Source organism: Verrucomicrobiia bacterium, assembly GCA_035460805.1.
Classification (GTDB): domain Bacteria; phylum Patescibacteriota; class UBA1384; order CAILIB01; family CAILIB01; genus DATHWI01.
In genome coordinates this window covers 1-15,588 of the sequence record DATHWI010000040.1, presented here as the reverse complement: position 1 = coordinate 15,588, position 15,588 = coordinate 1, and the positions used below count along the sequence as shown (strand labels likewise).

At 53.6% G+C, this 15,588-nt stretch carries 12 protein-coding genes and 1 tRNA gene; 7 read left to right on the top strand and 6 right to left on the bottom strand.

Features of this window, described 5'->3' with window-relative positions; genetic code table 11:
- Positions 1 to 321 precede the first annotated feature (321 nt).
- From VLA04_01350 to VLA04_01340, 3 genes are read left to right on the top strand one after another with little or no spacing between them, the layout of a single operon-like run.
- On the top strand, positions 322 to 699 hold the full coding sequence (locus VLA04_01350; protein HSI20342.1) for a hypothetical protein: 378 nt from the start codon (positions 322 to 324) through the stop codon (positions 697 to 699).
- Between the two features lie 43 nt (positions 700 to 742).
- Positions 743 to 1,048 (top strand): hypothetical protein, encoded by a 306-nt coding sequence (locus VLA04_01345; protein ID HSI20341.1) that lies wholly within the window; start codon positions 743 to 745, stop codon positions 1,046 to 1,048.
- Positions 1,049 to 1,091: 43 nt separating this feature from the next.
- Positions 1,092 to 1,376, top strand: coding sequence for a hypothetical protein (locus VLA04_01340; GenBank protein ID HSI20340.1), 285 nt, complete (start codon positions 1,092 to 1,094; stop codon positions 1,374 to 1,376).
- 311 nt (positions 1,377 to 1,687) lie between these two features.
- On the opposite strand, the gene VLA04_01335 is transcribed toward VLA04_01340, so the two are convergent.
- Positions 1,688 to 1,764 (bottom strand) — tRNA-Pro (locus VLA04_01335).
- 408 nt (positions 1,765 to 2,172) lie between these two features.
- Between VLA04_01335 and VLA04_01330 the strand changes: the two genes are divergently transcribed.
- Together VLA04_01330 and VLA04_01325 are read left to right on the top strand one after the other, a co-directional pair.
- Positions 2,173 to 4,581, top strand: a complete 2,409-nt coding sequence (locus tag VLA04_01330; GenBank protein HSI20339.1) for a hypothetical protein — start codon at positions 2,173 to 2,175, stop codon at positions 4,579 to 4,581.
- Between the two features lie 82 nt (positions 4,582 to 4,663).
- Complete coding sequence (locus VLA04_01325; protein HSI20338.1) at positions 4,664 to 5,395, top strand: hypothetical protein; 732 nt, start codon at positions 4,664 to 4,666, stop codon at positions 5,393 to 5,395.
- A 50-nt stretch (positions 5,396 to 5,445) separates the two neighbouring features.
- On the opposite strand, the gene argS is transcribed toward VLA04_01325, so the two are convergent.
- Complete coding sequence (argS, locus tag VLA04_01320) at positions 5,446 to 7,077, bottom strand: arginine--tRNA ligase (protein ID HSI20337.1); 1,632 nt, start codon at positions 7,075 to 7,077, stop codon at positions 5,446 to 5,448.
- Positions 7,070 to 8,284: a tyrosine--tRNA ligase gene (gene tyrS / locus VLA04_01315; GenBank protein HSI20336.1), complete on the bottom strand. Its 1,215-nt coding sequence runs from the start codon at positions 8,282 to 8,284 to the stop codon at positions 7,070 to 7,072. Before tyrS ends, argS begins: the two co-directional genes overlap by 8 nt.
- 77 nt (positions 8,285 to 8,361) lie before the next feature.
- Between tyrS and VLA04_01310 the strand changes: the two genes are divergently transcribed.
- The gene (locus tag VLA04_01310) at positions 8,362 to 11,283 is read left to right on the top strand and encodes a transglycosylase domain-containing protein (protein ID HSI20335.1); all 2,922 of its coding nucleotides are present in this window, start codon (positions 8,362 to 8,364) and stop codon (positions 11,281 to 11,283) included.
- Here VLA04_01310 and radA read toward each other — a convergent pair.
- Entirely contained in the window at positions 11,261 to 12,610 is a 1,350-nt protein-coding gene (gene radA / locus VLA04_01305) for a DNA repair protein RadA (protein ID HSI20334.1), read from the bottom strand. The two genes, VLA04_01310 and radA, sit on opposite strands and share 23 nt — an antisense overlap.
- 143 nt (positions 12,611 to 12,753) lie before the next feature.
- Here radA and VLA04_01300 point away from each other — a divergent pair, with 143 nt between their 5' ends.
- Positions 12,754 to 13,653, top strand: coding sequence for a hypothetical protein (locus VLA04_01300; protein ID HSI20333.1), 900 nt, complete (start codon positions 12,754 to 12,756; stop codon positions 13,651 to 13,653).
- A gap of 31 nt (positions 13,654 to 13,684) precedes the next feature.
- On the opposite strand, the gene recJ is transcribed toward VLA04_01300, so the two are convergent.
- Together recJ and VLA04_01290 are read right to left on the bottom strand one after the other, a co-directional pair.
- Positions 13,685 to 15,340 (bottom strand): single-stranded-DNA-specific exonuclease RecJ, encoded by a 1,656-nt coding sequence (gene recJ, locus VLA04_01295; GenBank protein HSI20332.1) that lies wholly within the window; start codon positions 15,338 to 15,340, stop codon positions 13,685 to 13,687.
- Positions 15,330 to 15,588 (bottom strand): hypothetical protein (locus VLA04_01290; GenBank protein ID HSI20331.1); only part of this gene is annotated, 259 nt, incomplete at its 5' end. The genes VLA04_01290 and recJ, both read right to left, overlap by 11 nt.

Genomic DNA, 15,588 nt, shown 5'->3' with positions numbered 1-15,588 from the left:
GCCGCTCCCGTCAAGGAACTCAGCGGAGGCAACTACGCTACCATCCAAGACAAAACCTGGCTTCTGCCGTAAGGCCCCAACCACGCTATCCCAACACCAGAGCAATACCATTCGGTACCTCTGGTGTTTTTATTTCAGGTATTGAGGAAGTGAACCTAGGTTCAAGTCCTCCTTTCATCAAACTCGTTCATTTGCTTTTTTCCGCTCTAGGAGCTGTACTTTTTTTCCGCTATTTGCTACTATCCGTTCAGCATCACTTGTTTTGCAGATGCGAAGTGAACCTTCACAACTGCCCCGACCGTCTCACCTGGAGGTGTAGACATGACTTCTCTCCTTGCACCATTAGTAGTGGCAAGCCTTGTTGCCATTACCGACCACAGCATATACAACGTGGAGCCAGCCGAAGGCACCCTTACTCTCTACAACACCCCGGTCATCATCACGCACGAAAAACTCGATTGTTCTGTCGAGCTCGTCATGAGCTGCCATATCTACGGCGGCGCCATCGTCCTGATGACCTGTCCGGATGAGGGAAAACATTACATGGTAGACCCTCTCGACGAGACTGTTGCTACACAAATCCTTGACCAACTCAATGCGAGTGTGGAAGGACAGCGCATTATTCAGCGTTACAACGGGGACATCCAGCGGCTCGAATACGGTCGCGCTATCGCCAACAAAGTTCTTGTTGAGGCTTGAACAGCCTTTTAGGACCCTGACCGTCTCACCTGGAGGTGTAGACATGACTAGACGAACTCCGTACATCGCCTTACTGGCCGCCTTCATGGTAACTGCTGCCATCGTTATTCCCAGGAATCCAAACCCGGACCCGGGCAATCATGCTCAGGTGCCAGCTACAGCGTCGCCCCGTATCGATGAGCTGGATTTCCTGCCGGTGGGCCCTCAGCTCACTACCCAGCAGGCTTCCCAAGCTCGTACCTACAACCAGGCGCTACTCGTGGTCAAACAACATGTGTATCCGCCTCCTGTCATCCCGGGAGAGGCCTCACTAAGCACCGATGAGTGGTACGAAGACCCTTCATCGTAACCAGGAGACTGGTGACAACCGTTTGCCAATGGAGGTGAACACCATGAACAAGCAACCTAGCAACAGCTGGGCTTTAATACCAGCAGCAGGCATTGCCGCTTTTTTGCTCTGGATATTCCCAACCAAGAGGGTAGCGGACGAGATGCCTGTCATGAAGACAGGGTCTAACATCGTCTTTGACGAAAACGGGCGCAGCTTACTGCTCTACCCAACAGATGATCCCGATGTCATCATCGTGGATGACACTGCCCGACTGGTCAGCTATCGCTGGAACAACGAGCACTACAGACAAGAAGGGCCGCTCAGTCCCTACGGGAGCCTGCGTTAACATCCCGGCGATCCCTTGCACTTCCCGTGCATTGGATCGCCAAGAACCAGAGCTATCACTCGGCTGATACCTCTGGTTTTTTATTGAAATAGAAAAAAGAAGCTACATGAGCTTCTTTTTTCATGGTCGGAGAGAGAGGATTGACGCTCACTTTCTGCGCCGTTCCTTACATATGGAAGTGGCGCAGAAGCGTTGCGCTAACCCCACTCTCACCTCCGGTGAGTAAGGTATGGGCGGGGTGAACCTTAGGTTTCAAATCATCTTTCTGTTCTAACCAAAACAAATACCCACCTTCCGGTGGGTATTTGTTTTGGTCGGAGAGAGAGGATTTGAACCTCCGGTCTCAGGACCCCCAGCCCTGCGCATTAGGCCGCTATGCTACTCTCCGTAGTGAGTGAACATTACCATGCTTGCATGGGTAATGTGAGCGAACAAGGAGATTGTATCTTCCGCAGGAAGATACTCTCCGAGGAGGAATGGACATGCGCATGCTTGCATGCGGCATGGACATTCCGACGAGGTGTGCCAATTGCGAAGCAATTGGACTCTCCGATTTGGGGGAATTGGAATATTTGTATCAATAGAATTAAAAGTAGCTCGTTCGCCCATATAATGCAGCCTGAACAAATCCAGGTGGGCTTCCTCACGTACATCCCACAGGACGTACAGATATTGGATTCCCGATGCATTGAAAGTTAACTACATATAGAGCGTCCGAGCTGGCATGATTTTAGCGCACTAGCTCCGGGTTAGCAACCCATGGAAGAGCTAGCACAAGGCGGGTATACTGATGAATATGAGTGTTTCCATTGCGGCCCAATTATGCCGGATAGTAGCTCCGGAACGACTTTCTGACCGCTTTTTAAGTTCCGGCGTTTTAACGGCTTCAGAAAACCGTAATCTTGGCGAACAAGTGGTCCTGGCATACCTTTTCGAGGTAATGCAGCCATGGCTCCCCTCCACCAAGCTGCTCCCCGCCCTCACTGCAGCCCTTGAGAGTGAGTACCCTAAGCTGGTTGACCCTCAGGCCGAAGGGACTATCGATGACCGCTTTGAACGCCTGCTCCGCACCGTCAACCAAACCCTCAACACCGTCTCCGAAGAAGGAGAAACGGATTGGATTGGCAACCTAAACGGCATCATCATGGTGCTTTCTGGGGAAGAGCTGCATTTCTCCCAAACTGGCCGCTGCCCCGCCTATCTCCTTCAAAACAACCGCATCCGCCAGGTTACCGACGACCCGGCCGCTGCCCCGCAAGACCCTCATCCGCTCAAAACTTTTTCCAACCTGGCCACCGGCCTCTTAAAGGAAGGTGACCAACTCCTTGTGGCCAACCACGAGCTGTACCGGGAAATCTCCTTGGATGCCCTGCGCCGCATCCTCACCAGTACCACTCCCTACCAGGCTTCCCTGGCAATCTCTAAGGAACTCAAACGGGAAAAGAACCCTGCGGTCTCAAGTATTATTTTCCGCTTTACTGGCAGTGCCCCTGCAGAAGCTGAAGCAGAGAGCGTCGTGCTTGAGGAAGAAATGCAAAGCGGCTTCAAGAAATTTGGCCGCCGCATTACCCCGTTCATCCAAAAGGCTAAAGAGGTAAGTGAAAAGGCGGGCTCGGCTACCTTGGTTGCCGGAAAACAAGCGCAGGGCGTATGGGTGGAAAAGGTGGCACCAAAGGCCACTGAACTTGCCAACAAAGGGAAGGAAGCCCTTAAGGAGCAGTTCTCCGACAAACCCGTCGCTGCCCAGGCAGAGTCTCCTGCACCAGTGGTCATTCCAGAGAATCGCCCTGTCGTTGAAACTATTATCTCCAAGAAGAACCGGCGCAAGGCAGAACTTGAGGCAATCGCCGCTGCCGCCGAGGCTAGGGTAAACGAAGATCCTGAGGAGGAAGAATTTGCCTCCATTGTGCCGTCATCGGAATTTGAGCTTGAAACCAAACACACACCGGAAAGCAAAGTCTTGAGCCACGCCAAGAGCCACGCCACAACCTTGTGGTCGCGCGTTTCCCCCATTCTCCTACCTCTTATTGAAAAGGCTAAGGCTTGGCTTGCCATCCCAGGGAACAAAAAGAAAGCAGCTTTAGGGGCAGGTGTCTTCATTCTAGCTTTCTCTGTCCTTATAACGGTCAGGGGCGCCAGCAAGCCTGAAACCGCCACGGAAGGCCAGAGCAATGTAGCCATCCTCTCCGATGTCACCTCTCTCAAAGATAAAATCGCTACCGCTATTTCCCTCCAACAAGACGTTGAAGCTTCCAAGGATGTAGAAACTGCGCTAGTAAAACTGACATCACTCAAAGACCCAACTTCAAACCAAAAAGAAGAGGCTGACCGGCTTTGGGACACCATCCACACCCAATCCGACACTCTCACCAAGACAACCCGCTTCACCACTGAATCCACCCACTACCCGCTTGATGGTGACGCACGCGGCATCGTGGCCGTACTGCCGTACTTTTACGGCTGGAACCCTCTCACTAGCGACCTTCTCCGCACCGGCCGGGGGGAAATTTCCGAAACCCAAAGCAGCACACCACTAGTAGATAGTAGTGACACCATTGTGTCAGCCACCCGGAGCAGTGAAGCAGACACTGCGGGGTATGTCCTTACCAAGCAGGCAAAAGTTTTCCGCATCAGTCAGATTGGCGTCACCACCAACCTCCGACCTGTCACCCCTACTGTAGGAGACTTTGCCGCGGGCGATGCCATCAGCAGCTATGCTGGCAACGTCTACATTTTGGATGGCAAGGCCGGCCTCCTCTGGAAGTACCCTAATACCGGCACCCAGTACGGCAAGGGTGTAAGCATTATCGATATCAACAAGTACGACCTAAAGAAGGCCATCTCGTTCGCTATCGACGGCTCTTTCTACATCCTCAAGTCCGACGGGTCCCTCATGAAGTTTGCCAGCGGCAAACAAGACCCGGCCTTTGAGGTAAAAGATGTCCCGCTCTTGGCACAAAAGATGGTAAACCCCGTAGCAGTGGTGGCCAGTGAAACGTACTCCAACATTTACGTACTAGATGCCGGCGCCACCAGCAGTCCCTGGTCTACGGCACGGGTTCTGGAGTTCACTAAGAACGGTTCCTACGTCCAGCAATATGCCTTCCCTAAGGAACTCACCAAGGTCCATGGGTTTGATATCAATCCAAAAGAGAAAAAGCTCTGGCTCTTAAACGACAAGGATATCCACGAGTTTGATATCTAGTAGGCACAAGCTCCTTGTATAAAGGGGCTTTTTTTGGTACAACTACCGCAATCGATTCCTCGATTGAAAAGGAGAAACACAATTGACAACAAGAAGCCGAGATGACGGCGCAGATATTCTGGAGCTCGATGAGGATAGCATCAACCACTTGCGCGACAGTAGCGGCCGGTATATCGGCACCCTCCTCGCGCGAGGAGGCAGTGTGGACCTGTTGACCAGCCCCATAACGGTGCAAACCCTGGAGCCACTCAACATCAACTCCAACGCCGTAGCGGACGAGGCCTTCCTGGCGCTCTTGGATGAGGCCAACGACCATGCACTCTTGGAGTACCTCTTCACCCGCCTCGGGCGTTGCAGCACCAAGGCTGCACATTTCAAGCAGCAGTGCGTGCGTGCCGCGGTTACCAATGCACCGGCGGCCACTCAGCGCCAACTCTTCAACGCCTTCCTTTGGCCTTTCGAGGAGCCCGCAGCACCGGCTGGCTCTACCGTGGGTTTCTTGGCCGTCAAAATCCAAGGGAACCAGTACAGTGCCTTCACCACGTTTGGCACAAATACAGACGGGCCCACCGCCATTACCACCCCTCCCACCCACCCCATCTTGGTGCCGGAAGAGGAACAGGCCAACGTCCTTAGCCTAGGGACATTCCAAGGCCAAGAGATGGCGCTCATCCGTGCCACCCTCGAATCCATGTTTGTCTGGAAAGAGGAGCGGGAATATCTCCAGCTTCACCTCTATTGGTGCAGCGCGGAGAAAGGCCCCCACTTCAGCTTCCATGCCAGCGCCGTTACGGCCTGGCCCAAGTTCCGCTAACCACAAACGCTCACCCCTGCGGGTGAGCGTTTTTCTATTTTCAGACAAGCCTACTCTCTTCCCATCTGCTCCATCGCTTCAATATTCATCAGCTTTAGCCCCTCTCTCAGTACCGATGCTGTGTACTTGCTCAAAGCCAGGCGCTGGGCAAATACCGCAGGCTCATCAGCCATGACGCGGTGGTGGGCATAGAAGTGATGGTACCGCGTAGCCAATTCGTAAAGGTATGCCGGAATGAGGTTGGTCCGGAATGTCTCAGCCACTTCGCTCACCATATGGGGAAAAGCAGATAGGTGGCGGACAAGTGCCCGCTCTTCAGCATTGAGCGGCACAGGGCTTACGTCAGTAGGTACTTCCCCTGCCCGCGCAATAATACTGTGGATGCGCGCATGGGCGTATTGGACGTAGTAGATGGGATTTTTTTCAGAAGTATCCTTGGCAAGCTGCAAATCAAAATCCAAGTGAGTCTCTGCTGCCTTGGAGAGCATGAACCAGGTAAAGACATCGCGCGGAACTTGGTCCAGCACCTCGTCTGCAGTCACAAAGTTGCCTTCGCGCTTGGACATCTTAATGCGCTCTGCCCCCTCTTTCAGTTGGACCTGCTGGTACAACGTTCCCTGGTAGCGTTTCGGGTCCAATCCAAGTGCAGCCATAGAGGCCTGCATCCGAGGAATATGACCCGAGTGGTTAGCCCCAAGCACACAGACACTCGTGTCGTTCCCCCACTCTTCCAGCTTCATGCGGTAAAAGGCAGTATCGTCCAAGAAGTACGTGTAGGTACCATCAGATTTAACCAACACGGTTTCGCGGTCCTCGTCTTGAATACCACTCTTCAACCAAATGGCGCCGTCTTTTTCTAAGATGGCGTCTTTTTCTTTGAGAAGCTCAAGGGTGGCGGTGGCACGGCCACTGGTTTCCAACTCGCTCTGCGGGCTCCAGGTAGTAAAGGTAATGCCCATCCGGTCACAAGTGGCGCGCATGTGCTGCACCATGCACGCAATGGATGTCTTCCGCATCGCCTCAATCTGCTCTTCTCCATCCAGCGTGAGGAGGCTCTCACCTTCCGCTTCGGCAATTTGGCTAGCCAGTTCTTGGATGTAGGGCGCGGGATACCCACCTTCTGGGAACTCGCTCTCTTGTCCAAAGGCAAGCTTGTAGTAGTGCAAGATGCTGAGGGCAAATTTACGCGCCTGGCCACCAATGTCGTTTACGTAAAAATCGCGGTGCACCGTATGACCACGGGCCTCTAAGGCACGGGAAATAGTTTCACCAATGGGGCCGCCACGTGCGTTTCCAATGTGGAGGGGGCCTGTAGGGTTAGCACTCACAAACTCCACTACTACTTTTTGAGGGTTATCGGTGGGCTTGCCTGCCAAGCTCTCCCTACTTAGTAAATCAGCCAGGGCACGGGTAAAGACCGCGTCGTCCAGGTGAAGGTTAAGAAAGCCGGGACCCGCAATATCGATAGATGAAAACTCCCCGCTCGCCATGAGCTTTTCCTTTACCTGCTCGGCCAACTCCCTGGGGTTTCCTTTCGTTGCACGGGCAAGCTGCAGGGCCACGTTTACGGCGTAGTCAGAGGCCACATGGTGTGGCGGCTCGGACACCACAACATCGCTTGGGTAATCATGACCAAGCTCGCGTACTGCGGCAATAAGGAGGGACTCTATATGTTCAACCATGGGTAAGGCGTCGGAAATTTCGTTTTCCTACTTGGACAATCATTTGGTCAGTAGGGGTAATGGAGGCGGTGGGTTCGGCCTGGACAACGTCGTTAATACGGACGCCACCTTGCTCAATAAGCCGGCGTGCTTCGCTGCGGCTAGGGGCGAGGGTAAGCTCTGTCAAAAGCGTGACAATATCGATGGTGCCCTCGGTTAACGGCAGGGTAGAGACGGCCACTTCTACAATATCCTCTGGCAGTTCCCCTTCGCTAAACTGCTTAACATAGGCGTCGCGCGTCTGACTTGCCTCATCTTCCCCGTGATACAGGGCAACCAATGTCCATGCAAGCTGCATTTTTAGATCGCGCGGATTCTCACGCGTCATACGGTCTGCCAACTCTTCAGTGGAAAACGGCCAGATGGAGCGAGGCAACACGAGTAAGTACTCCGCCATGGAAGCGTCGGGAACTGTCATCATTTTGCCAAACTTGTCCTTAGGCGAATCCAGCAATGAAATGACATTCCCCCAACTGGAACTCATCTTACGGCCATCGGTACCAGAGATGAGCACGTTCATGATGAGGGACTGCGGGGCAAGGCCGCGCTGCTCTTGAAGGGTGCGCCCAGCCAACAGGTTGAAACGCTGGTCGGTACCCCCCATCTCCACATCTGCCTCCACCATAAGGGAATCGTATCCCTGCATGACGGGGTAGAGCATTTCCCGCAAACTTACACGGGACCCAGCCTCTAAGCGGCGGGACACCAACTCACGCTTAATGAAGGTGTTGACGGAAAAAGCATCGGCCAGGCCAACTAGTTCGCCAAAACTGAGCTTGGAAAGCCATTCACTGTTGTAGTGAATATGGACTAGGTCTTTCTTGTCAGGGTTGAGCACCATCCAAAGCTGCTCCTCGTAGCGTGCAACATTTTCGTGGATTTGCTCGGGAGTAAGCATGGGCCGCTCTGATTCTTTGTCAGACGTATCGCCTACTTGGCCCGTAAAATCGCCGATAATAAGGTGGATCTCGTTACCTAACTCTTGGAAAGCACGTAGTTTCCAGAGCGGGATACTGCGTCCCAAATGAACATTCGGGCTGGTTGGGTCAATACCAAGCTTTACCCGCAGCGGGGCCTTGTTTTCCAGGGCACGCGTAATGCGTTCGCTGTCGATAATTTCGGAAACACCGTATTCAAGAATGTCTTCCGCACTAAAAGAGATGTTCATACCTGTAACTCTACCCACTTTTCTGTTACGCTTCAATTACTATGGCACAAAAGCGCCCACCCTTTCGCTCAGGTAGGATGAACCCACTCAACATGCGTTCAGTCCGCACCACGAGGACACTTCCTCGCTCCGCTACTTCCATGCGCGCAAAAGCGCCCCAAGGTTGGCACCGCTTTAACCCGTTCCGCCGCAGCAGCCGGGTTGAATGGAGCTGGCGCAAGTTTTTCATTGTAGCCGGTGCGGTTGTAGCTGCTTTCATCGTCCTCATTGCGGCACTCTTTGCTTACTACGTCCGCGACCTGCCCAACCCGCGCAAGCTGGTGGAGCGCCCTATTGTAGAATCCACCAAGATTTTTGACCGCAACGGAAAACCGCTCTACAACTTTTTTGGTGAGAAAAACCGCACCCGCGTGGACAGTGACAAAATTAACGACAACGTTAAGAAGGCCACCATCGCCCTGGAAGATGCCAACTTCTACAGCCATCCCGGCTTTGACGTAAAGGGTCTGACCCGCGCCGTTGTCTGCCGCCTTCCTATTTGTAATGGGCGCGTAGGTGGCGGTGGTTCTACCATCACCCAGCAGTACGTGCGTAACGCTGACCTAGTTACAAAGGAACAGACTGCCAACCGCAAGCTGCGTGAGATCATCCTTTCCATTGAAATTGAGCAGACCTATACCAAAGATGAAATCCTGACTGGGTACCTTAACGAAATCCCGTACGGTGCCAATGCATACGGTATTGAGGCTGCCGCGCAAACTTATTTCAAAAAACCCGCCAGCGAGTTAAACCTCTCTGAAGCAGCTACGCTTGCTGCCATCCCCCAGCAACCAACTTTCTATTCCCCATACGGCAACAACCAGGAAGCCCTCTTCACACGTAAGAACTTCGTACTGGACCGCATGGTGCGCGTTGGCTACATCACTTCGGAAGAAGCCGAAGCCGCTAAAAAGTCTGCCCCAAGCCTGGAGGAGCCGGCTTTTGCAGAGCGCAGCGACTTGGTTGCGCCTCACTTCGTTTTCTATGTACGTCAGCAGCTCATCGACTTCCTTGACGACGATCCAAAGACTGCAGAGCTTAAACTGGACCAAGCCGGCTTTACAGTGACAACCTCGCTCGACCTTGAGACCCAGCAGTTGGCAGAGACCATCATGAAGGAGATGGGGCCAAGCACGGTTACCAAGTGGCAGGCCAGCAATGCCGCCCTTACCGCCGTGGATCCAAAGACCGGAGAGGTATTGGCTATGGTGGGAAGCATCGATTACACCAATTCCAAGTCCGGTAATACCAACTTTGCTACCGCCAACTTGCAGCCTGGTTCGTCGTTCAAGCCTTTTGTCTTTGCTACAGCTTTCGACAAGACCCACAAGTTCAGCCCGGCCTCCATTACCTATGACTTGTCCACCGACTTTGGTAACTACCGGCCAAACAACTACAACGGCCAGTTTAGCGGCCCCATTACCAACCGGAACGCCCTGGCTCGCTCGCTGAACATCCCTGCAGTAAAGAACCTATACCTAGCCACGGTTAAAGACTCCATTGCAACTGCGCAGCGCCTTGGCATCACTACCCTGAACGAAGCAAGTGACTACGGCCTCTCCCTCGTACTGGGAAGCGGCGAGGTTAAGCCAGTCGAAATGGCTGGTGCCTACTCTGCTTTTGCTAACGGCGGCGAGCGTCATCCATTGCGTCCTATTATCAAGATTGAGCGTGGCGGTGAAGTGATTAAGGACTTTACCCAAACTGAGACTGTCAAAGCGCTGGAGCCAGAAGTTGCTTACCAAATTTCCAACATCCTTTCCGATAACAATGCGCGTGCACCTATCTTTGGCACCCGCAACAACCTTACTCTTGGCGGCGACCGTCCCGTTGCAGCAAAGAGCGGTACTACCAACAGCAACCGAGACGCTTGGACGGTTGGGTACACACCTCAAATCTCCGTAGCCGTGTGGGTGGGTAACAATGAGGCCGGCAAGACCATGGTTAAAGGGGCAGACGGGTCAGTAGTGGCCGCCCCTATTTGGAACCGTTTCATGCGTGAGTACCTCACAGGCAAGCCAGTGGAGAACTTTGCCCGCCCAGAGGGCATTAAGGAATTCACCGTGGACCGGCTATCTGGGAAAATCCCAAGTGACCAGAGCCCTCCGGGCGACCGCGTCACCGACATTTTTGCTGAGTGGCAGATCCCCAAGGAATTTGATGACGTTCACGTGAAAGTCGTCGTGGACAGCTCTACCGGCAAGGTGGCTACAGACTTAACACCTGAAGAAAGCCGCGTTGTCCGCTATTTCTGCCGTATTCATTCCGAGGTGCCAGACAACCCTAACTGGGAAGCGCCAGTGCGTGCGTGGGCTGCCGCCAATGGCTGTAGCGAGGCTATTCCTACTGAGAAGGACGATGTCCACACAGAAGACAACCGGCCGACCATTTCCATGACCTCACCTTCCAGCGGGGCAAGCGTTTCAGGCAACTTCACCATTTCTGCCAACGTTGGAGGAAAGCGTGATATTAGCAAGGTAGACTTCTTTATCAACAACGTCCTTGTTGGCACTGCTACAGGCTCCCCATACAGCATTACGTACAATGCGGATTCCCTTCCTGATGGCAGCAGCCTTATTGAAGGCGTAGTCCGCAACGACTTGGGACTTACCCGCAGCGCACAGGTCTCGGTGACTAAGGGCTCAAGTGCCACCCCTCCTCCTTCAGCACCAGGACAGGTAAGTAACATCAATCACTCCGCCGGCAAGGTCAGCCCACCTTCTAAGCCTATCAAGATCAGCTGGAAGAACCCGGACAGCCCTGGGCTTACCGAGGCAATTGTGACGGTCTCTGGGCCGGCAGGTGGCAGTGAACGTACTGTATCCGCCAGCGCGAACAGCACCAGTAATGTAGAAATTACTGGCCCCGCAGGAACGTACACCTTTACGATCCGGGTGAAGAACAGCTCTGGGCAAGAAGGCACAGCCAGTGCACCCTTTACTCAGGTAATGAATTTTTAGAACTTTTAGGCTTGAGGAGACCAAGGCTCCGGAGTAACTCCCGGAGCTCTTTTGTATGCTTGGCCAAGGTGTAACCCAATGTTGTCACCTCTTTTTCCCGACGCTTCTGCTGGGTAACGGTACGGATTTCGCCCGCCAACCCAACTTCCCCAATAACGCAAAGGCGCTCATCTACGGAACTTCCTACGAGTGCAGAGGCAAGCGCGCAGCAGACGGCAGCATCTACCGCAGTGTCTTTAATCTTAAGCCCACCTACTACGTTCACAAAGACATCTTGATTACTCAGGTCCAGCCCTGCCCGGCGTTGCAGCACGGCCAGGAGAAGGTTGAGACGGTTAAGGTCAAAACCGGAAACGGTACGGCGTGGATAGCCAAAAACCGTGGGCGTAGTAAGCGCCTGCACCTCGACCAAGATAGGCCGGCTTCCTTCCATAACGGCAGTAAGGACAGAACCCGGTGCCTGTACACGTTCAGCCAGCAGGAACTCTGCAGGGTTACGCACTTCTTCCAACCCCTTTTCACCCATGGCAAAGAGGCCGGTTTCTGAGGCATCGCCAAAACGGTTCTTGGCAGCGCGGAGCACACGCAGTTCATGGTGGGACTCACCCTCCAAGTAAAGAACTACATCTACCAAGTGCTCAAGGGTGCGCGGGCCAGCCACAGTACCCTCTTTAGTGATATGCCCAACCAGGACAACTGAGAGCCCCCTGCTTTTGGCAATCTGCTGAATACGAATGGCCGTCTCGCGTACCTGTACAATACTTCCTGGTGTAGAAGGGAAAGCCGGGTCGTACATGGTCTGAATGGAATCGATAACCAAAAGGTCAGGTTTTTCCTGATCAATATGAGTGGCGATGACATTCACGTCCGTAGCTGGCAGAAGCGAAAGGTCTTGTGAGGAAAGCTTGAGGCGCTCCGCCCGCAGCTTAATTTGCTCTGGGGATTCCTCACCGCTCACGTAGAGTACATTCCCCTTGAAAATAGAGGCCACTTGAAGGAGAAGGGTACTTTTACCAATTCCCGGGTCTCCCCCAAGCAAGAGCACGCTTCCAGGTACAATTCCTCCACCAAGCACCCGGTCCATTTCCGGCACACCGGTAGAGCGGCGCTCTAGTTTGTCGCCGGTAATATCGGAAAGTTTTTGAGCGGTAGATTCTGTCTGCCCGCTGTAGCCACCAGCACGCCCCTTTGGTCCACGGTCAGAAGGGATAGAAAACTCCTTTAGCGTGTTCCAGTTACCACAATTAGAACACCTTCCCTGCCACTGGATATATTCTTCCCCGCACTCGGAGCAAACAAAAAGAGTTGTAGAGCGTGCTTTGGCCATACAGGCATGGTAGCAGGGCTTACCGGTCTTGGGGAGCGCTGTCCCTCTTCTCATTGCCCTGGACAACCTTTTTTGATAGTACGAGGAGGTCAAACGGCTCGCCGTGCGACGCATTTTCACAAAAGGAGGTGCCATGGCTCGCCATGAGTACTACACTTTCAGACCCAAAAACAGACGTCATTACACGGGCAATTACAGCCGCATGCGCTTTAGCCCGCGATACTACTGCAATCCCACTGGGGAGATCCCCATTCCTTGTTGCCCATAACGGCTACGTAGCTGTTCCTCAAGCACCAATGGAAACCTTGCTAAATAGCCAGACACTAGCGATATTGAACTCTTACCAGGGGCACTGGTTCTTTTCCCGGGATCATTTGCCTCCCCTAGAGATGGGTGAGCAAAATGTGGAATTAACTTTCCAAGTTCCAGTCTGGGGAATCACCCGAGAGGGAGCGGTCGAGCTATGGACGTTTGACATACAGAGGAGTCCCGTCCCCCGGACTGGCGACCAGAACCAAGATGGCATATGCCCTACCCGGGAAATAGTAATAAATGGCACCCGGCTCCCCGTTACAGCTAGTGAGTTGGAGCTGGAGTTGGAGACTTTCGGGGTTACCAGCAAACAAATCCTCATCCAGCTCAAAAGCTGGCTCACAAGGCTGGATCAGAAAAACAAAGAGCGTGACCGGAAGGTGACCTTCGCGCTTTCCGAGGTCGACAAAGGCCTTGCGGAGGTGCCCATGGTCCTTCTCCTCAGCCATCGAGGAAAGGACTTTGATCTCACTGACCACATTAAGACCGCCCGTCAGATCGCGATTATTGAACTTGAACTCTTCAGTACAGAGGTCAAAGTCATTCACTTGCGACCTGGTCACGAAGACGTCATCGCTCGAGGAGTGCTCATGGAGGGTGCTGACCGCGGGAGAAATCTCTCAGCCATCTTCCTCCTGAGCGATGCCGAATTGACGCCTCTAGCCAAGGCGCTCAAAAAAGCACAGCTCGACTACATTAAGCCGTACCCCATCCTGCGGGTTCACGCCTAAGACTCAAAGGGGCCCAACCGGGCCTCTTTTTCTATACCACTTCCACTTTCCTAATATGACAAACGGGTGACACCATCTGCTGCCACTCCTCGGCCTGCAACCCTATCCGGAAACGGTATTTCTTCCCTTCAACCAATTCAGGCCCCCGGTAGGAGAAACCGATCGCCTTGCGCTGGGTCTTGCCATCAAAAAGGAAACAGCTCACATGCTTTCCCTCCGCCCCTACCCGCCGCACATTCCGCACCTCACACTCAGTCAAAAACAACGGGGCAGGAAAGCCAATCCCAAACGGCTGGAGTTCTTCCAACTTTTGGGCAAGCTCCAACCCCAGTTCTTCCATGCCCAACTCAGCATCAGGAACGCGCTCGCTTTTGGCGGCCAGCTCCTCCAAGGTAAGTCCAAGTTCATTCATATACGCTTCCAAGGCATCGCGGAAAGATTCCACGGAGCCAGAAAGGGTAAGCCCAGCGGCCTTGGCATGACCACCAAAGCGCTCCAGCTCCCCAGCGGCAGCATCTAAGAGTTCCAAGGCATGGACGCCGTCTACACTACGCACAGAGCCTTTTACCACCCCACCCTCCGGAGCCAGGGCAATGGCCGGGCGCCGATACCTGTCCATCAGCCTGCTAGCCACCAGCCCAATCACCCCACTCGACCAGCTGTCATGGTAAGCAACCAGTACCTGGGCATGTGGCCTCTTTTGAATCTGCGCTTCGGCCTCCTCAATGTGCCGCTCAACCAACTGTTGCCGCTCTGTGTTTTGTTCGTGCAAGTATTCCGCGCACTTAGCCGCCTCTGCCTTGTCTGTGGCAGTAAGGAGGGAGAGGGCAGCGTTGGAGCCATCCAAAATTTCCCCATGCATGCGCGAAGGGGCGTTAATGCGAGGAGCCAGTTTAAAGCAAACGTCCCCCGCGCTCAAGGAACCCGCCTTTACTTGGGCAACATTCATAAGGGCCTGCAAACCAACATTGCGGGACTTCTGCAGCACCTTCAGCCCAAAACAAGCCAGTACCCTGTTTTCACCAACCAGGGGAACCATGTCTGCAATGGTGGAAAGCCCCACCAAATCCAGTTCCCATTTAAGAGGCGCAACATCTTCCCCTAGTTTTTCCGTTAATGCACAGGCCAGTTTCCATGCCAGCCCACACGCGCACAACTCCGCGAAGGGATACGTGCTCCCCGGCATTTTTGGGTTGATGATAGCCAAAGCACTCTCGGCAATCTTTCCTTCCTGTGCCTCATGGTGGTCCACCACAATGACATCCACACCGGCTTTTACTAAGGCGGCCACCTCTTCTTTAGCTACAGTGCCATTATCCACCGCAATCACTATTGCAGGCTTAAGGGTAAGCAACGCCTCCACTACAGGAAGGGTCAGGCCATACCCCTGTTCGCGAGTTGGAATGACCCCTTCTATGTTCTCGATCCCTAGGCGCCGGAAGACTCGCAGTAACAAGGCGGTAGCGGGGACACCGTCGGCATCGTAGTCACCAAAAACAACAACCTTTTCGTTCTTTTCTTTGGCAACCACAAGGCGGCCAACCGCAACATCCATCCCAGGAAGTCCCCACGGTGAGTGGGTATCACGCTCAAAGTTAGGGGAGCGGAAAACAGCCTGCTCTTTGCGTGCAATTCCCCGAGCCTCCAGAAGCTCTACAATAATGCTTTCGGCGTCCCTATTTGACATAGGCCCACCGATCCACCCGTAGGTCGACCGACTGTGCCCCCGCCAGTTTGCCGTCTCTTTCTAAACGCGCTAAGTTCCTCACCTGGACCCCAGCGTCGCCCAAGCTATTCAGTGATACCTTCACCCCTGGCTTAGTCATCATGGTGACATCGTACGTAGTAGCACCTACTTCATAGGAAGTAACCCGGTACTCCGGCAGATGCTCAGACATCTTTGCCTGAACTTCGCCAATAAACGTAAGGAAAAGG